Annotated in this window: 13 protein-coding genes; 9 read left to right on the top strand and 4 right to left on the bottom strand. The window is 42.5% G+C overall.

The window, feature by feature from the left end:
• Window positions 1-61: 61 nt before the first annotated feature.
• The 4 genes from ABUA47_RS15580 to ABUA47_RS15565 form a co-directional block, all read right to left on the bottom strand.
• Window positions 62-931, bottom strand: coding sequence for a hypothetical protein (locus tag ABUA47_RS15580; protein WP_259324997.1), 870 nt, complete (start codon window positions 929-931; stop codon window positions 62-64).
• A 423-nt stretch (window positions 932-1,354) separates the two neighbouring features.
• Window positions 1,355-2,026 (bottom strand): hypothetical protein, encoded by a 672-nt coding sequence (locus ABUA47_RS15575; RefSeq protein ID WP_349831742.1) that lies wholly within the window; start codon window positions 2,024-2,026, stop codon window positions 1,355-1,357.
• A gap of 27 nt (window positions 2,027-2,053) precedes the next feature.
• Window positions 2,054-2,950 (bottom strand): BT4734/BF3469 family protein, encoded by an 897-nt coding sequence (locus tag ABUA47_RS15570; RefSeq protein WP_227238988.1) that lies wholly within the window; start codon window positions 2,948-2,950, stop codon window positions 2,054-2,056.
• 17 nt (window positions 2,951-2,967) lie between these two features.
• Window positions 2,968-3,789: an SEL1-like repeat protein gene (locus tag ABUA47_RS15565; protein WP_016274150.1), complete on the bottom strand. Its 822-nt coding sequence runs from the start codon at window positions 3,787-3,789 to the stop codon at window positions 2,968-2,970.
• Window positions 3,790-4,605: 816 nt separating this feature from the next.
• Between ABUA47_RS15565 and ABUA47_RS15560 the strand changes: the two genes are divergently transcribed.
• The 9 genes from ABUA47_RS15560 (at window position 4,606) to ABUA47_RS15520 (ending at window position 17,564) form a co-directional block, all read left to right on the top strand.
• Window positions 4,606-5,274, top strand: coding sequence for a GDSL-type esterase/lipase family protein (locus tag ABUA47_RS15560; protein ID WP_005824132.1), 669 nt, complete (start codon window positions 4,606-4,608; stop codon window positions 5,272-5,274).
• A 21-nt stretch (window positions 5,275-5,295) separates the two neighbouring features.
• Window positions 5,296-5,892 (top strand): RNA polymerase sigma-70 factor, encoded by a 597-nt coding sequence (locus ABUA47_RS15555; protein WP_005824130.1) that lies wholly within the window; start codon window positions 5,296-5,298, stop codon window positions 5,890-5,892.
• 355 nt (window positions 5,893-6,247) lie between these two features.
• Window positions 6,248-6,916: a FecR family protein gene (locus ABUA47_RS15550; protein WP_229031936.1), complete on the top strand. Its 669-nt coding sequence runs from the start codon at window positions 6,248-6,250 to the stop codon at window positions 6,914-6,916.
• 267 nt (window positions 6,917-7,183) lie between these two features.
• Window positions 7,184-10,435, top strand: coding sequence for a TonB-dependent receptor (locus ABUA47_RS15545; protein ID WP_227238993.1), 3,252 nt, complete (start codon window positions 7,184-7,186; stop codon window positions 10,433-10,435).
• An 11-nt stretch (window positions 10,436-10,446) separates the two neighbouring features.
• Window positions 10,447-12,348 carry a RagB/SusD family nutrient uptake outer membrane protein gene (locus ABUA47_RS15540; protein WP_005824124.1) on the top strand — a complete coding sequence of 634 codons (1,902 nt, stop codon included), beginning with the start codon at window positions 10,447-10,449 and terminating at the stop codon, window positions 12,346-12,348.
• A gap of 16 nt (window positions 12,349-12,364) precedes the next feature.
• Window positions 12,365-13,057 carry a DUF3823 domain-containing protein gene (locus ABUA47_RS15535; RefSeq protein WP_005824122.1) on the top strand — a complete coding sequence of 231 codons (693 nt, stop codon included), beginning with the start codon at window positions 12,365-12,367 and terminating at the stop codon, window positions 13,055-13,057.
• Window position 13,058: 1 nt separating this feature from the next.
• Entirely contained in the window at window positions 13,059-14,501 is a 1,443-nt protein-coding gene (locus tag ABUA47_RS15530) for a glycoside hydrolase family 125 protein (RefSeq protein ID WP_008665704.1), read from the top strand.
• Window positions 14,498-15,304: a DUF5040 domain-containing protein gene (locus ABUA47_RS15525; protein ID WP_005824118.1), complete on the top strand. Its 807-nt coding sequence runs from the start codon at window positions 14,498-14,500 to the stop codon at window positions 15,302-15,304. The genes ABUA47_RS15530 and ABUA47_RS15525 overlap by 4 nt, the downstream gene beginning before the upstream one ends.
• Before the next feature lie 4 nt (window positions 15,305-15,308).
• Window positions 15,309-17,564: a GH92 family glycosyl hydrolase gene (locus tag ABUA47_RS15520; protein ID WP_005824115.1), complete on the top strand. Its 2,256-nt coding sequence runs from the start codon at window positions 15,309-15,311 to the stop codon at window positions 17,562-17,564.
• The last annotated feature ends 255 nt before the right edge of the window (window positions 17,565-17,819 follow it).

Genomic DNA, 17,819 nt, shown 5'->3' with positions numbered 1-17,819 from the left:
TTAATTAACTTTGCAAAACCTATCGGGTGGTACACGTTTCAAATGCTACCCGGGTCCCTTTTCAAGTGTTAGCTACACACAGGATAGTCACCTCATCCGGCTTCAGACTGTTTTGCCCGATTATCCTTATGATCGACTTGACCTCATTGAGAAATATGCAGGCTTCACGGGAACAGACTATATTTCCATCCACTATTTTCCTTTCAAAATATCCGTCCCTTCTGTAACGTTGTATCAGTTCCCCACACAGTTTCTCCGCAGTCTCACCGTTCCTCATCTGCCTCTCCTTCAATGTCGGCTCCACAATCACATCAGGATCCCATTCCAGTTTATAGTAGGGAATGTTGGCGAATTGAGGTATGTAGTCAAGGTAGATGTCAGGGACAGGTGTAGCGGACAAGTAACAGATACGTTTCACTTCACTGTCAAGCCGGATGAGAAAATTCATGTCCGTACTGCCCTTGAACGTCGCATCGCCCATAAGACATTGGAACTCATCGACCACAAAGAGGCATGAATCCAGCATATTATTTCCTCTAAGGACACCAAGAACCTTGTCCGATGAATCCAGTGTAACCAGTATCTTGGCAGGTCTCATTGGCAAGGGGGTAAATGGTGTGCTTCCATGATGACAGTCCAGGTACGAATCAAGATCACGCATCATTTGGATTATTGCTTGTCCTCTATTACCACTGAATGGGACATGGAAGTGAAAACTGTCGGGATATTGTCTGTGCTTCTCTTTCAACACCTGAAGTCGTGGCGAAATTATTACCACAGGAAAGTTCGAATCGAGAAACAGGGATGTACCACCACAACCGGTTACAGTCTTGTTCAGGATAAACTTACCATCCAATGGCAATTCCCCATTCAAGAGATTTTCATAATCACTCATATACCTGCAACCTTTCGGCATACTAATTGATATCATATTATTTATATTATTATCCATAATTGTTTTATTTTTGTTTATACTCATTTCATATATAAAGGTTTGCAATGTTTTTATATACCCTTTTTACACTTCGATGAGTAAACGGAACGCATCAATATTTTTCCTTATGCAATCTATTTCTTTTAAGTAAAATCTCTCATTTTGACAAAAAAAGTTGCATGAAACTATTGTATATCTTTCTTCTTTCGTTTGTTGTAGGCTCACGCCGCCTGAGTGGGTATTATAATAAAATATGCAGTATATGTATAATAAACTTGCCTCCGGTTAACTCACAAGGTGTTATTTTGCAATATTTTTCACCTGTATCCTTGACATATGGATTCTTTATTGGCTTTGACGAAATTTTAAAGGAGAGCTTATGCAGCATCTCCTTTATCTTTCCAATCAGTCAGTACATTCTCAAGTCCAGCACTTGGCATTGGATTTGACTACCACTTTGGTAAATTTCTGAAGTTCGGTTATCAATGCCTGCACTTCATTCCTTGTCGGTTCGGGAAGGGTAATGTCCTGTCGTGAGTTCCTGCCGATATTGACTTGTACAGGAGAACACATGCTGACAAGTTCAACCATTTCGGGCAAGTCGAATTTTATCAGAGGTTCACAGGTCACATAGGTTCTCATTCCAAGGCTCGCCAGTTTTTGCATGGCTTTGGCACGTTTCCGGGTACCTGGAGCATTCCTTACGATGTCCGGATAAAAGACATTGGTTTCAATGGTCGTGCACAAAACCGATTTCTTCATTACCGGATGCCCTATGAACTCCAAGAAACGTATGGGGTCCTTGGATTGGAAAAGATAGTTATGATCAAACTTGTCACAATAATCCAGACCCCGGGCAATCCAGTCCGAAGGTACGTCGAAAGCCCATGCGTCCGTTCCGCTACCAACGAAAATAAAATTGCCGTTACCCAGGTTTACTTCCAGTTCCTTGGGGTCAAACCGTATAGGAAGCAGACCATCGAATTTTTTCATGTAACAATAGGGGCAGTCATGAAAACATATTCCTTTTATTGCATTCCACGTGTGGGTAACAAAAGGATACATGTTACCCCGGCTTTTTGTCAGTGCCATAATTGTTTTTTTAAAGGGGTGATTAAATCAGTGTATTGTAAATATCAATGTTCCGAAGTTCTTCTCTTCGGTCTTATAGGCGTTGCCCACATGGCTTCTGATTTCCTTTTCATCCATTGTGTCATCTTCCCAGCCATCAATGAAATACTCAGTAGCCAATTCCTCGTCAACACCCCATTTGCACATCCAGCAGGCTAACCTGAAGATGCAGTTTCCCCTGTTGCCTTTTTTCCAATATTCAGGATTGTTCCTTTTCCAGTGGGAGTTCATGATGCTGATGATGCTTTTGTCCGACACTGTTCTTGTCCCGGATGATTGTGGCATCTGTACCTGTGGCTTTATGGTGGGGACATAAGGGTACGGTTCAGGATTTGGATTGGTCCAGATGTCAGGATCGTAACTCAGATAATTTCTGCGTGCCAGGTCTTTACAGCTTGCATCATTTCTGTTTGCCACATAGAATTTATCCAGTAGCTGTCCATACAAATCTTCATGTCTGGCCGGATCTGTATTGTCATGCAAAACCAGAGCCTTCAGTCCATTTCCACTGGGTGTAACAAAAACACTCAGGACACATTCGGTTATCATCAGCTTGTTCCGTAACCGGATCATTTCATCCGGTGTTGCTATATGGTCAAAATCCAATGCCGTCACACGCGAGTATTCAATCAGCCCCGCACCGTTAAGTTCCCTGAATGTACCGTTATAGGCAACAGCGGGCAGGAGTCTGGCTTTCCATTTCCGCATGTCACCTGGAGCTACACTTCTGATATGCTCTATTGCCTGCTTCAATGTATAGTCTCCAAACTCATTGTCATGCAATTGCATGTCTCCCGTGCGAATCATCTGTATAACATCTCCTAACTCAGGATAAGCCAGGTTGTACTTTGTCCAATTAATCTTTTCTGTCAATGTCGTTTTCATATTCTTTACCATAGACTTTATTGCTTTTTTATCCATCTGAGATTATCAGCCGCATTGTTGGACATGTCGCCGTCAATATGCTCCACTTCCGTATAGGCCTTCGGATCAGGATTGACCAGGAATGTCTCAGCAACGAGGAGATCGACATAAGCCTTCTCCCCGCCGATGATGATGTACTGTCTGCCGTTTGCCTCCCCGAATACCGGTACATTGCCTCCATTTGCGGATGATGGCATTGCCAGACCGGTACGGGAACCTCCTTTTTCAAGGCTTTTTCTGACATCCGACCATAACCTGTATTTCCTGATGTCCCTCATGCCCCGTGAATACAGACCTTCATACAGGTCACAGAGGAAGTCCACACTGTCATATATCCCCAGTTCATAGGCCTTCTCGAACCATCCTGTCGCTTCCTTGTACATTACGGGAGTCCCAAACAGCCCTTTGAGGCGTATATGCCCCATTGTGAAAGCCGACAGTCCGTCACCTGAATCCGCAGCCTGTCCGAGTAACCCGATACCTTTCCCTATATCCTGCGGACATCCCTGCCCTTCCAGGTATATATGGCCCAGATTGGCTTTGGCTGTGGGGAATTTATCTGCAATACTCTCTAGAAGAGCGATTGCCTTGCCGGTATCATGCTTTACAGCCATCCCTTTCAGGTAATATATGGCAACGGCGTTGATTCCATATACGAATCCCTGTGTAGCCGAACGGTCATACCATAGGAAAGCCTCGTCGGCATTTCCCTTATCCTCATAATACAGACCGGTTAGATACTGAGCCTCTGCATCACCTGCCTGGGCCTTTTCCAAAATTCTTTTTGTTTCTGTTTTCATGTTTCTTTCATTTTTGAAATTGAACATTTTTTAAAATCACACATGTAAGGATTTCGGGGTTTTGTCAGACGGCAGTTTTTTATGTGTGTAAGTTGAAGTGGGAGAATATGCGGATGATGGTCCGATGGATTTGTCCGGCAATCGTTTCGGTATGTCAAGACTTTCCGGTAAAGTTATCAGATGAAGATGATAGCCAGAACCGAGGGAGTGAGTGTTAGTACGGTCTAGAGATTGAAAAAGATGTTCGGGCTGTAGAAATAATGATGAGGACTATATATGTTTTAAAAACAGCTGATTTTTTTTACTGACGTTTCCGCGGCCGAATAGTTTCTTTGCGGTGCCAAACGAAAAATGTACCAGGCTGATCTAACGGAGACCGAATGGCGTATATAACAAAAGTGTTAAATTTGCAGGAAGAGTAAAATATGATTTGTAATGCTGTATTTTTTAGTTAAGACTAGTTGTCAATGGCATATGCCTCTTTTCGAATTCCCAAAGTGACAGTTGTTTTATCACCACTATCGTAAATGAGGTTCTTTGTCGGAGTTGGGCTTATTGTTAGAGAAATTACGTGAAGATATACGTGTGAAACATAGCATGGGACCAATTGTAAATAGTATCGTGGACAATCAAAATGTCAAAGGGGAACAATGCTTCCTTGAACGGTGTTGACGGGAATAAAAAGCAAAAGGCATAAAACGTAATATCATAGTAGATAAAAATCTTTTTCTTTTAACTATTAGAATACGTACTTTTGATAGTGTAGTTGTCTTAATATAAGATATTGCTAACAATCATTACTAAATAATACTAAATATGAAACACTTATTCTTTGCTCTTCTGTACTTTTTCGCAACAGTGGCAACGGCCCAAACACTGAGCGAGTATCCTGATTTTGAAAGATATCAAAAGGATAATGAACGCATCATTCAAAACAAAACTTATCCGAAAGTGATTTTTATCGGAAATTCCATTACCGACGGATGGGCTAGCAAACGCCCCGTTTTTTTTACAGGTCATCAATTTTTAGGTCGTGGCATCAGCGGTCAAACCAGTCCGCAACTCCTGCTCCGCTTCCAAAAAGATGTGATTGACCTTAAACCAAAAGCTGTTGTCATCAACATCGGTACGAACGACATAGCCGAAAATACTGGTAAGTACAGCATCGAATATACGGTGAGTAACATCAAATCAATGGTAGAGTTAGCCAAATCACATAAAATCAAAGTGTATCTTTCTTCGGTTCTTCCGGTTGATGTGTATCCTTGGAGAAAAGACATTACGGATGCAGTGAAACAGATTTATGAGCTGAATGTGCGGATCCGGCAACTTGCCAAAGCAAAACATGTACACTACATTGATTACTTCAGTGAAATGAGCAAAGAGAACGGAGGCATGATTGATGAATATACGTATGATGGTGTCCACCCTACAGATAAAGGATATGAGGTTATGGAAAAAATCGTATTGTCTGCCATCAAATAGCCACAGATACAAACCGTTATTATGGACTCTCAATATTCAAATGGAATGCAAGAAAAGGGGGGGGATTCTATCAGTCATTTTAGACAAGTTTATGATGAACTGTATCCTAAATTGATGGTTCATGCATGTAAATTTGTTGATGAAGAGGTTGCTGAAGATATAGTACATGATGTATTTGTCGCTTACTGGGAACAACATCATATGATTGTTTCCAGTAGGCTGGCCGCCTTTCTATTCAAAGCCACGCAAAACAGTTGTCTAAACTATCTGAAGCACCAAAAGGTAGTGGAGAACTACCGGGAACAGTGGCAACTGGCCATTGATCGTTGTGAATATTACAACCAGAAAATTGAATCGACTGTTTCGATGTCTGAAACGAATGAGGAGTTGAACTATAAGTTGCTGGAAAATGCAATCAGGCAATTGCCTCCCAGACGTGCGGAAGCTTTAAACTTATTCTACTTCGAAGGGAAGTCACAAAAGGACATAGCCAATCAGATGCATGTGTCCTTACGTACGGTACAGACACACCTTGCCCAAGCCATCGCGGAATTGCGCAAGTCCTTGAGGCATGTCGGAATTTGGATTGCTCTAATGTTGAATTATATATTACTGTAATATGGATTTAAATGTATTAAAGCGTTTTTTAAATCATTCCGCTTCGGAGGAGGATTACAAAAAGATCAACAAATGGAGAAGGGAAGAACCTGCTAACTCGACTTTTTTGTTCTCGTTGGAGGAAATCTGGTCGAAAAAAGAAGAAGCCAACTATGCAACAAAGATACATCTGAATGCATCTTACCAAAAGATGATAGAGAAGATGATGAGTAGATCTGAATCCAAAATTAAGGAACAGGAGACATACAATACAACACAAAAAAACGATATCCATAAACCTAAATCATCACTCTTCCTAAAAATAACTGCATCAATAGCAATTGTATTGTCAGTAGGGTTGGGAACGTTATATTACATGGAGGTTACACGACCGGTTGGATTTAATACGGTAATTGTCCCCAACTCGCAGACAGCCAATTTGGTATTGGAGGATGGTACACATATCTGGTTGAACTCAGGTAGCCGGTTTACTTATCCCACCAAATTTGCTAGGGGTTACCGTACGGTCAAACTGGCAGGTGAGGCTTTGTTTCAAGTGAACCGTGATGAACACAAGCCGTTTTTGGTGGAAACGGAGAGGTTGAAAGTACGTGTACTGGGTACTACATTTAATGTGAAATCGTATTCCGGTGAGGATCCAACAGTTCTCTTAAAAGAAGGGCAGGTGGAAGTGTATACTGATAAGAATAAAAATATACGGATAAAGCCCAATCAAATGCTGACAGTCTCTCTCGAAACGGGTCTGAGTTCGATTCGTGAAATGGATGCTTCTACGGCTGGTACGTGGCGGACGGGGGAACTGATGTTCCCCGGGGAAACACTGAAGACCATTGTGTTGGAATTGAAACGGAAATTCGACAGGGAAATTGTCATTGAAGATCCTTCGCTTGAAAAAAAACGGTTCTTCTGCCACGTGCATAGGGAATCGACCTTGACGGAGGTCTTGGACCTGTTGCAGGAAAGTGGGCAATTGACGTATCTGGAAAAAGAACATATATTTATAATAAGAAAGGAGGACAATTAACAGAAAAAGAAGAAAAAGAAAAAGGATTGCAAATTGTTGCAGCAATTCACAATCCTTGTCGTCGAATAAATTAATTAAAGATTAAATCAATTACTCAGTTACAAATTTATGAAAAATCCAACCAGTTATTTCTATCTAAAAGAATGCGTAACTTTTTTTAGTAGATGGAATAGGAACTCTTGCAGTTTTGTGCTTTTGTTAACATTTTTATTCCTATTTAACGGAGTACTTGCATTGCATGCTCAAAATGTTACCATTTCACTGGATGTGAAAAACAAAAGCATCACGGAGGTGCTATCAATCATTGAAAAAAAGAACAATCTGTTTTTTACTTATGATTACAATCTGTTCAATCCCAAGCGAAAGATTTCGGTGTCTTTAAAAAATAAAAAGATTGAGGAAATCTTGAAGGTGGTTTTCAAAGGGGAAAATATCGGCTATAAAATTAAGGGAAAGAATGTGGTGTTGTATAAAATTGATTCCAAAGTGTCGAAAGGACAGCAGAGGAGTGCCAAAAGGATTTCGGGGATTATCCGAGACCTCTCTGGTGTTCCTATCATCGGCGCTTCCATTGCTGTGGAAAACGGTGCCGGTGGTACCATTTCTGATTTGAATGGTAAATTCTCTTTGAATGCGCACGAAAACGACTTGCTGACGATTTCGTACATCGGTTTCGGCAAGAAGGAACTGAGAGTGAAGAAGGATTATTACGAAATTACGCTGGAAGAGGATGCCAATCTAGTTGATGAAGTGGTAGTTGTGGGGTATGGTACGCAGAAGAGAGGTAACTTGACGGGAAGTATTGCTTCGTTAAAGACCAAGGAGATCAATACGACTGTGAGCTCCAGCCTGGCGCAATCTTTACAGGGTAAGATGCCGGGATTGCAGATAAGACAGCAGAATGGTGAGCCGGGTACTTTTAATTCTATGATTAACATCCGCGGCTATGGAGAACCTTTGTATGTCATCGATGGTATTGTACGCGATGGTAGCGTTGAATTCCAACAATTGAATCCTAGTGACATCGAAAGTGTTTCGGTGTTGAAGGACGCTTCCGCTGCAGTATATGGCATGAATGCCAGTAATGGTGTGATTGTGGTGACTACGAAGAGAGGGGAATCCCACCGTCCTCAGTTTACGTATTCGGGTAATGTGGGCTGGCAGAAGGTTACTGACCGTCCCCTCATGGCCAATGCGGCCCAATATCTGGAAATGTACGATGATGCGATTTTTTATAGAGACGGGGTGCATAGTATTACCAATGAAGAACTAAATAAGTGGAGAGCTGGCGGACCGGGTTATGAAAGTACGGACTGGTACAATGAAACCATGAAAAAAGCCAGTTTGAGACATAATCATAACTTGTCTATTGAGGGTGGCAATAAGATTATGAAATACTTCCTCAGTTTCAGCTACTATGATGAAGACGGTATTTTCAAGAGTGGGGATATGGGTTATGACCGCTATACGTTCAGAAGCAATGTTTCTGCCAAATTGAACCGTTATCTGACAACGGATGTGATGGTTTCGGGCCGTTATGGCATGAGGGATTTCCCGGGTGGTGATGGCTTTATATGGATGTACAAAGGTACCATCATCAGTCATCCGAACGAACGTCCGTATATTAACGATGACCCGGCTTATCCGGCGAATATCTACAATCAGGAAAATCCGGTGGTGATGTCACAGAAAAAGCATGCAGGGTATACGGTGGACAAGAACAAATCGCTTCAGTCGGCTGTTTCGCTGACTTATGATGCGCCTTTCTTGAAGGGACTGCAGGCGAAAGGCACCATTGCCTATGACAGCTATAGTGTATTCAATAAAAATTTATGGAAGAGTTATCGCATTTATTCGTCCGATTTGAATTATCAGTTGAAAAACAAGCCGCGTATTGCCAATAATGTGGAAGATGCAGACCGCATTGTGTTGCAGGCGCAGGTGACATTCGACAGAACCTTCCTGGACAAACATCATGTTTCGGCATTAGTTGCTTACGAACAGAAGAAATATGAGAAGAAACACTCTTACTTGAAACGTGAATATGATTTTTACACGACAGATGTGATGGATTATGCATCGGGGGTACAGACGAATAGCGGTACGGAACATGAAGAGACAACTATGGCATACATCGGTAAATTTAACTATGACTACATGGGTAAGTATTTATTTGAATATGCTTGCCGTTATGACGGCTCTTACCGTTATGCACCCGGCAAAAGATGGGCGTTCTCTCCTTCTTTATCAGCCGGCTGGAGAATCTCTGAAGAAAGCTTTATCAAAGATAATTTTTCGTTTATTGATAATTTGAAAATCCGTGGTTCTTATGGCGTCATTGGTGAAAATGTAGGAGAGCCATTCCAACACGTGATGGGTTTCACACCTAATGTGAATATTGGTTATGAGTTTGAAGATGGCAAGTTCCTGGGTACGATGGCAGCTCCGGGTGTGATCAATCGGGACTTTACGTGGGTGCGTTCGGAGATGTATAATGTGGGGGTCGAGTTTTCTGTGCTAAGAAACAAACTGAATTTTGAACTTGACTTCTATAAGAAACACAAGAGCGGAAAGTTGAAAATCAGAGAAGGCAACTTGCCGAATACGTTTGGTGGATCAATGCCGGTGGAGAATGTGGAAAGTGAACGTACACAGGGTTTTGACTTGACCATTTCTCACAAAAATCGCATCAATGATTTCTCTTACAGCGCTTCTTTCAACATGAATATTGCCAGAACCATGCATCGCACAGTGGATAAACCGGCTGCACGAAGCAGTTACGACCGTTGGAAGAATGGATATACAAACCGTTGGAATGACTTGGTTTGGGGATTCGACAAAGTCGGACAGTTCCAAAATTATGAAGAGATTTTACATGGGGCTATTCATTGCGACAATAGAGGAAATACGCAGTTGTTGCCGGGTGATTATATCTATGATGATTATAACGGTGATGGTGTGATCAATGGTTATGATACCAAACCGATATTCAGAAACAAGACACCGAAACTCTTTTATGGTTTTACGTTGAATGCACAATGGAAAAATATGGATTTGACAATGGTGTTCCAAGGTGCTGGTATGTACAACATCCGTTTCAATGAGGTATTCAGCCAAATGTTCTTCAACAATGGTAATTTACCTGCTTATTTCTTTGACAGATGGCATTTGGAGGATTCCTATGATCCTGACAACACCAATTGGGTGCCTGGTAAATGGCCTGCTAATCGTTTCTCTCAGGAAATGGGTTCTTCTTACCGCGATAGTCAGGCATGGAACATGAAAGCGTCTTATTTACGCCTGAAGAGCTTTGAAGTGGGTTATATATTGCCTAGAACATTTACTAAAAAATATGGTGTTGAAAATTTGAGACTCTATTTCAATGCATACAATCTCTTTACATTCACCGACTCGTTCTTGAAACAGTTTGACCCTGAAAAGACGGAGGGTGACTATGGTGCCGGATACAACTATCCTTTGACAAAGAGTTTTAATGTAGGCTTAAGTGTTTCATTCTAAATATTATACGTATGAAAAAGATGTTAAATTTTAAATATGTAATTGTGGGGTTCTTGCTCGTGTTATGTGGAGCTTGTTCTGATTTTCTGGATTTAGAACCAAAAAATAAAATACCGGGTGAAAGTGTCTTGTCGGATCCCAATGGTATCAAGTCGTTTCTAGCTGATCTCTATTATGGTTCACCGATTGAAGATTTTGTATATATGCCTGCTGCCGGATTTAACGCCAGAGGGAATACTGGTTCTTTGACGTTGGCGCAATATGCGCTGGAAGCCATCCATTCGGAATGGCCCAACTGGAACCAATTTGCCAATGACTGGTGGAATAAGGGGTATTTTTTGAACAGAAATATCAATCTGCTGATGACGTATATTCCCAATTTGGATATTTCGGTAGAGGAAAAGGATGCGTTGATGGGGGAAGCCCATTTCTTAAGGGCGTATACTTATTTTGGTTTGGCGAAGCGTTATGGGGGGGTATCCATCATTACGAAGTATCAGGAGTTTGAGCCGAATACGGATAACTTGAAGGTACCTCGTAGCACAGAAAAAGAAACGTGGGATTTTGTGATGGAGGAATGTGACAGGGCGATTCGTCTGTTGCCGGAAACCAGAAACAATCCGAGTGAAGAGAAGCGCAGGGCGACGAAGTGGACGGCGTATGCTCTGAAGTCAAGGGCAGCATTACATGCAGCTTCTGTAGCTAAATATTGGGACAAGGCTCCGTTGGAAGGGGAAGCGGTGGATAAGAATTTTGTTGGTTTGGACAAGTCAGATGCCAGCCGTTATTATCAGGCTTGCATAGATGCTTCTAAAGCTATCATCGCTTCCAATAGGTTTGGGTTGTATAAGGCGCATCCAGGTAGTGTGCAAGAAGCGATTGCTAACTACAGAGCGCTTTTCACAGATCCGAATGTGGCTGGTGAAGAGGCTATTTTTATCAAAGGCTATGGAGCTCCGGGTACTCGGATTGCACATGATTATGATGCCTGGAACAATCCGAATCAGAATGCGGAAGGATTCCCTCACAGAGGTAGAACCAATCCAATTCTTGAGTTGATTGACTTGTATGAGGATTATACCAATCCGGGGCATGCTGCTCCGATCATCACTACGGAAGATGGAAAGGTGAGCGATAATGAAGGCTATCGTCCGTATGTTGCTTATCGCCATTTTGATTCGCCGGAGGAAATCTTCAAGCATAAGGATGCCCGCTTTTTTGCTTGCATCACGTATCCGAACAGTGTGTGGAAAGGGAAGAAGATTGTAATCCAGGGGGGGGTGATTAAACCGAATGGTGACTTGATGAGTTCACCGGGTGCTTGTGAACATAATGGTAAGACGTATTATACATTCGGTGCTCAATTCTCGAAGGATTATTCGGGTTTTGACGGTACACCGAACTGTACGCGTACGGGGTTCTTGATGCGCAAATTCTTAAATGAGAACCTGACCGTGACCAAGGAGTTGCAGTCGACTACCGACTTTATGGATTTCAGATACGCCGAAATCTTGCTGAACTTTGCGGAAGCGGTTGTTGAAAAGGGTGAAACGGATGGTAATTTGCTGGATATGGCCAAGAAGGGACTGAATGACTTGCGTAAGAGAGCAGCTCATACTACAGAGGTTGACTTGACTCTTGATAATGTGTTGCGCGAAAGGAGAATTGAGTTGGCTTTTGAAAATAAGGGTTACTGGGATTTGATTAGACGCAGGGATTTCCATTCGGAATTCGATAACCGCCGTAAAATGGCGTTGGTGCCTATGATTGATTTACGAGGGGAAAAGCCTCAGTATATTTTTGTGCGTAAGTTTGTACCGGGTGCAAACTCTTGTACTTTCCAAACGCATCATTATTACAGACATATTCCTGGAACTTCTACCAATGGTTTAACTCAGAATCCAAAACACTAATTTAACAATAGCAACTATGAAACGTAACATTAAAAATATGGCTTTCGCTTTGCTGACATTGTTTGCAGTCACTTCCTGCGACTTGTTGGAAATAGACAACTATGATGGTCCGAATGCTACCATTGAAGGCAAAATCTTAGACATTGAAACTGGCGAACTGGTTGAACAGGATATTATTGACGGGGCACAAATCGAATTTATCGAACATGGGTTTGAGAATCCTGAAACGCAATACATGGTAATTAAGAACAATGGTACGTATCGAAACAACGTGATGTTTGCAGGTTCGTATACGATGAGTCTGATGCGTGGTAACTTTGTGTCTGTCAAAGATCAAGAAGTTGTGGTGAAAGGTAATACGGTATATGACTTCAGAGTGCAGCCTTACATCCGTATTAAAAATGCTTCCATTCAAAAAAATGGTAGCAAGGTTGTGGCTAAGTTCCGTCTAGAAAAGACGGTTGACCAAGAGGTGGCGGAAGTGGCTCTTTACGGTCACCGTGAACCGAATGTTGGCGAACCACTCAAGGAGTTTGTGGTAAAGCAAGGTGTGGATAACTCGTACCTTGGCAATGAGTTTACATTGGAATTGGACTTAAAACATGAAAATATAAAATCCGGCACGCAATATTACTTTAGAATTGGCGCAAGAATTAACATTGGCGGTGCGAAATTCAATTACGTTCCTGCAGTAAGACTAGCTTTGTAAGATGAAGAGACAATTACTCACTATAGGCTCTTTATGGGTCTGTTCTCTACTTTTTGCACATCCTTGTTCTTCGGGACAAGAAATGCAATGGATCGATCATGTTGAAATGTATACGTCTAAACGTCCACCGGTGGAAAAAAGACTTTTCCGGTCAGAAGTCGTCGAACGGGTTATTGAGGAGACGGTCACTCTACTGAAAAATGAGAAGCTCAAATGGATGTTTGCCAACTGTTTTCCCAACACATTGGACACGACGGTGTTTTATGAATCGGAACCGGAGGACGACACTTTTGTGGTAACGGGGGATATTCCGGCAATGTGGCTTAGGGATTCTTCCGCCCAGGTGTGGCCTTATCTGATGTACGCCAATGAGGACGAGCGGTTGAGGAAAATGATTCGGGGGGTGATTCTACGACAGTTCAGATTAGTTCTGCTGGATCCGTATGCGAATGCGTTCTACCGTGATCTCTCTGGAAAAGGGGAGTGGCAAAATGACAGGACACCAATGAGAGGGGGAATTCACGAAAGAAAGTGGGAAATCGACTCGCTGTGTTATGTTGTTCGTCTGGCTTATCATTATTGGAAAGTAACCGGTGATGACAGCGTTTTTACAGCGGAATGGATGCAGGTGGTTGAATCTATCCTGACAGTTTTCAAAGACCAGCAACGGAAGGAGAATCGGGGTAATTATTCGTTTTTACGTGTGACGGACCGGCAGTATGACACGTTATCCAACGATGGATATGGAAATCCGGTCCGTGCCAACGGACTGATTGCCTCTTCTTTTCGCCCTTCGGATGACGCGACTGTTTATCCGTTCCTGATTCCTTCCAACTTTTTTGCTGTGACCAGCTTGCGTCAGATGGAGGAGATCCTATTGAAGGTGAACAAAAACAAAGCAATGGCTCGTGCGTGCAATGTGTTGTATATGGAAGTGGGCGAAGCGTTGAAAAAACATGCCATACACAAGCATCCTACCTATGGAAAGATTTATGCTTTTGAAGTGGACGGATACGGCAATCAGCTCTGCATGGATGATGCTAATATTCCCAGTCTGCTGGCTTTGCCCTACATCTGCGATGTGAAGCCCTCGGATAGGATTTATCAGAATACGCGAAAATATCTGTTGAGTCTGGACAATCCGTATTTTTTCAAGGGCAAATATGCCGAAGGCATCGGTGGCCCTCACATAGGAATGGACATGGTGTGGCCCATGAGCATAATCATACGTGCCATGACGTCGGAGAACGATGAGGAAATCAAATTGTGCGTTGCCATGCTGTTGGCTACGGATGCTAATACAGGCTTTATGCATGAGTCTTTTCACAAAGATCAGCCTGAAAAGTTCACACGTTCGTGGTTTGCCTGGCAAAATTCCTTGTTTGGTGAATTGGTTCTTAAGATTATTAGAGACGGAAAGTTACATCTTTTAAATGAATTATGATGAAAAGGATTTATATTATAATACTACTCCTATACTGCTGGGTCTCGTTTTTACCGGCACAGGATATATGTTCTCCGGTACGAGAAGGTTATTTATCAATGTCTGATGAGAAGAAGAAGCTGACCGTTCTCTTGTCAGGCGCTTCTTTTGCATCCGTGGATAACGGTTGGTTTGAGTTGGGGTGTGAGGCGTTGCGTGCGAAGGGAATCAACCGGGCCATCGGAGGAGAAGCCATTGCGGATGTGGCGAACCGAATGTCACGTGGCGATTTGTATTCCCGTGAGGAATTGGACGAGGTGGATGTCTTCGTGATTATGCAGGTACACAACCGGGATGTGTATGCCCCGAATGAGCTGAAAAAGGACTATCACGAATATGCCTTGCCTTTTACCCGTGGCAACTATGCGGCCGCTTTTGATTATGTAATCAAGAAATACATATCCGATTGTTATCAACTTCAATTTGACAAAGGTTCGAAGTATTACGGTGTGAAAGGGGGGAAGCCGGCTGTGATTCTGCTTTGTACCCATTGGCACGATGCACGCGTGGTGTATAATGAATCTATCAGGAAACTCTCCGACAAATGGGGCTTTCCACTGGTAAAATTTGATGAACAGATTGGCTTTTCAAAGACCGTTGAGCATCCAGAAACACACCGACAAACGAGCACTCTCTTTGCCGATGACACAGAGTGTATTGATGGGGTTGAGTATGGATGGCATCCCAACCGGGGTAAAGACTGTTATATTCAAAACCGTATGGCTGCTGTTTTTGTAGCCCAAATACAATCCTTAGTTCTGTAAGAAAATGAAACATTTATACTTTTTGTGTGTTGTGTTTGTTTTTTTATTCGCAGGGTACGCCCTCTCTCAGGGATCGAATAAAGAACATAACTTGACTCCCGTTGACTATGTCAACCCTTATATGGGCAACATCAGCCATTTACTAGTACCCACTTATCCTACGATTCATTTGCCCAACAGCATGTTGCGTGTATATCCCGAACGGAGTGATTATACAGGTAGTCAATTACATGGATTGCCGCTCATCATTACCAGCCATCGGGGCACTTCGGCCTTTAACCTTAGTCCTTGCCAAGGAGAGCCGTTACAGCCGGTCGTAAACTATAGCTATGACCATGAGAACGTCAAGCCCTACTATTACGAAGTGTTTTTGGATGAAGAACAAATTGAGGTCAAGTATGCGCCTTCACGTCAATCGGCTTTATACCAACTCCGCTTTACCCAAACGGACAAACCGGCTTATCTCATTGTGAATTCCCGGCACGGAAAAGTTCAGGTAGCGGAAAACCATATCAGTGGTTACCAGCATTTGGATAACAACACTCGAGTCTATCTGTATTTGGAAACTGAGCAGATGCCAGTACAATCAGACATGCTGGTGGATGGGAAATTGAGCCGTACGACGACTGCAGAAGGTCACAATGCGTGTGCGGTGTTGGCCTTTGCAAAACAAACTGAGTATGTGCGTGTAAGATACGGTATTTCATTTATCAGTGAAGAACAAGCTCGCAAAAACATGGAACGTGAATTGTCCGGTTATGATGTGGTGGCACTGGCTGATAAAGGGCGGAATATCTGGAATGCTTCCTTGGGCAAGATAGACGTTAAGGGAGGAGATACTGACAGTAAGCGGGTATTTTATACTTCTTTGTACAGGGTATTTGAACGCCCAGTCTGTATCAGCGAAGACGGGCGCTATTTCAGCGCGTTCGATCATCGGGTACATAATGATTATGGTTTGCCTTTCTATACAGATGATTGGATATGGGACACATATCGTGCAGCCCATCCATTACGTGTACTTATCGATCAAAATACGGAGTTGGACATCATTCGGTCCTATTTGCGTATGGCAGAACAGATGGGAACGATGTGGATGCCTACTTTCCCGGAAATTACAGGAGATTCTCGACGAATGAATTCTAATCATGGAGTGGCTACGATTGCAGATGCGGCTGCCAAAGGAATCAAGTTTGATTTAACCAAAGCATACAATGTGTGCAAACGTGCTATTGAAGAGAAGACATTGGCTCCTTGGTCAGCAGCAACCTGTGGCTGGATTGATCTGTTTTATAAAGAAAAGGGGTATATCCCTGCTTTGCAGCCTGATGAAAAGGAAACTGATCCGAATGTACATTCCTTCGAAAAACGTCAATCTGTAGCCGTGACACTCGGAACGGCGTATGACGAATGGTGTCTGTCACGCATCGCTGAAATGCTAAATAAGGATGAAGAAGCTGCCTACTATCGTTGTCGTTCGTTTAATTATCGCCATATTTACAACAAGGAAACGTGCTTTTTCCATCCAAAGGATAAAAATGGCAAGTGGATTAGCCCATTTGATTACCGCTTTTCTGGTGGTCAGGGTGCCCGTGAGTATTATGGAGAAAATAATGGTTGGGTGTATCGTTGGGATGTGCCGCATAATATTGCCGACCTTATTGAACTGATGAATGGCAAGGAACAGTTTGTTGCCAATTTGGATCAGATGTTCAATGAGTCTTTGGGAAAAAGTAAATTTGATTTCTATTCTCAATTACCCGATCATACTGGCAATGTGGGACAATTCTCCATGGCGAATGAGCCGTCTCTGCATATTCCTTATCTTTATTGTTATGCTGGTCAGCCTTGGAAAACTCAGAAGCGTATCCGCCAGTTGTTAAAGATGTGGTTTCGCAATGATTTGATGGGCATTCCTGGGGATGAAGATGGAGGGGGCATGTCAGCCTTTGTTGTCTTTTCTTCTCTCGGTTTTTATCCTGTCACTCCGGGACTGCCTATTTATACCATTGGCAGTCCGATGTTCAGTGAGGTCCGTATCAAGTTACATAACAACAAGTTTTTCACAATTATAGCAGAGGGGGTGTCAGATGAAAATAAATACATCCAGTCGGCCACTCTCAATGGCAAAGAATTGAATCATGCCTGGTTTGCACATGAGGATTTGATAAATGAAGGTGTATTGATCTTGAAAATGGGAAACAGACAAAATAAGATGTGGGGTATCGATTGTCCACCACCCTCTCATGGGCTGAAATAAAGAAGTTGTAAATTATATCAACGACTATCCCAGTTCTGATTTTAATTTTACTATTGGTCAAGGTTGGGTTTATGTTTATTTATGACTGATTCCAATCAAGATTTATACATAGTGGTATGAGTTTGGGTTAAGAATATATGGGTATAAGCCAATAAAATTTTGGTAACCATGTCATAGTTGTAGCTAACACTTGAAAAGGGACCCGGGTAGCATTTGAAACGTGTACCACCCGATAGGTTTTGCAAAGTTAATTAA

Source organism: Bacteroides sp. RTP31139st1_H2_RTP31139_211217 (assembly GCF_040227615.1).
GTDB lineage: Bacteria > Bacteroidota > Bacteroidia > Bacteroidales > Bacteroidaceae > Bacteroides > Bacteroides uniformis.
This window is presented reverse-complemented; position numbering and strand designations above follow the sequence as displayed.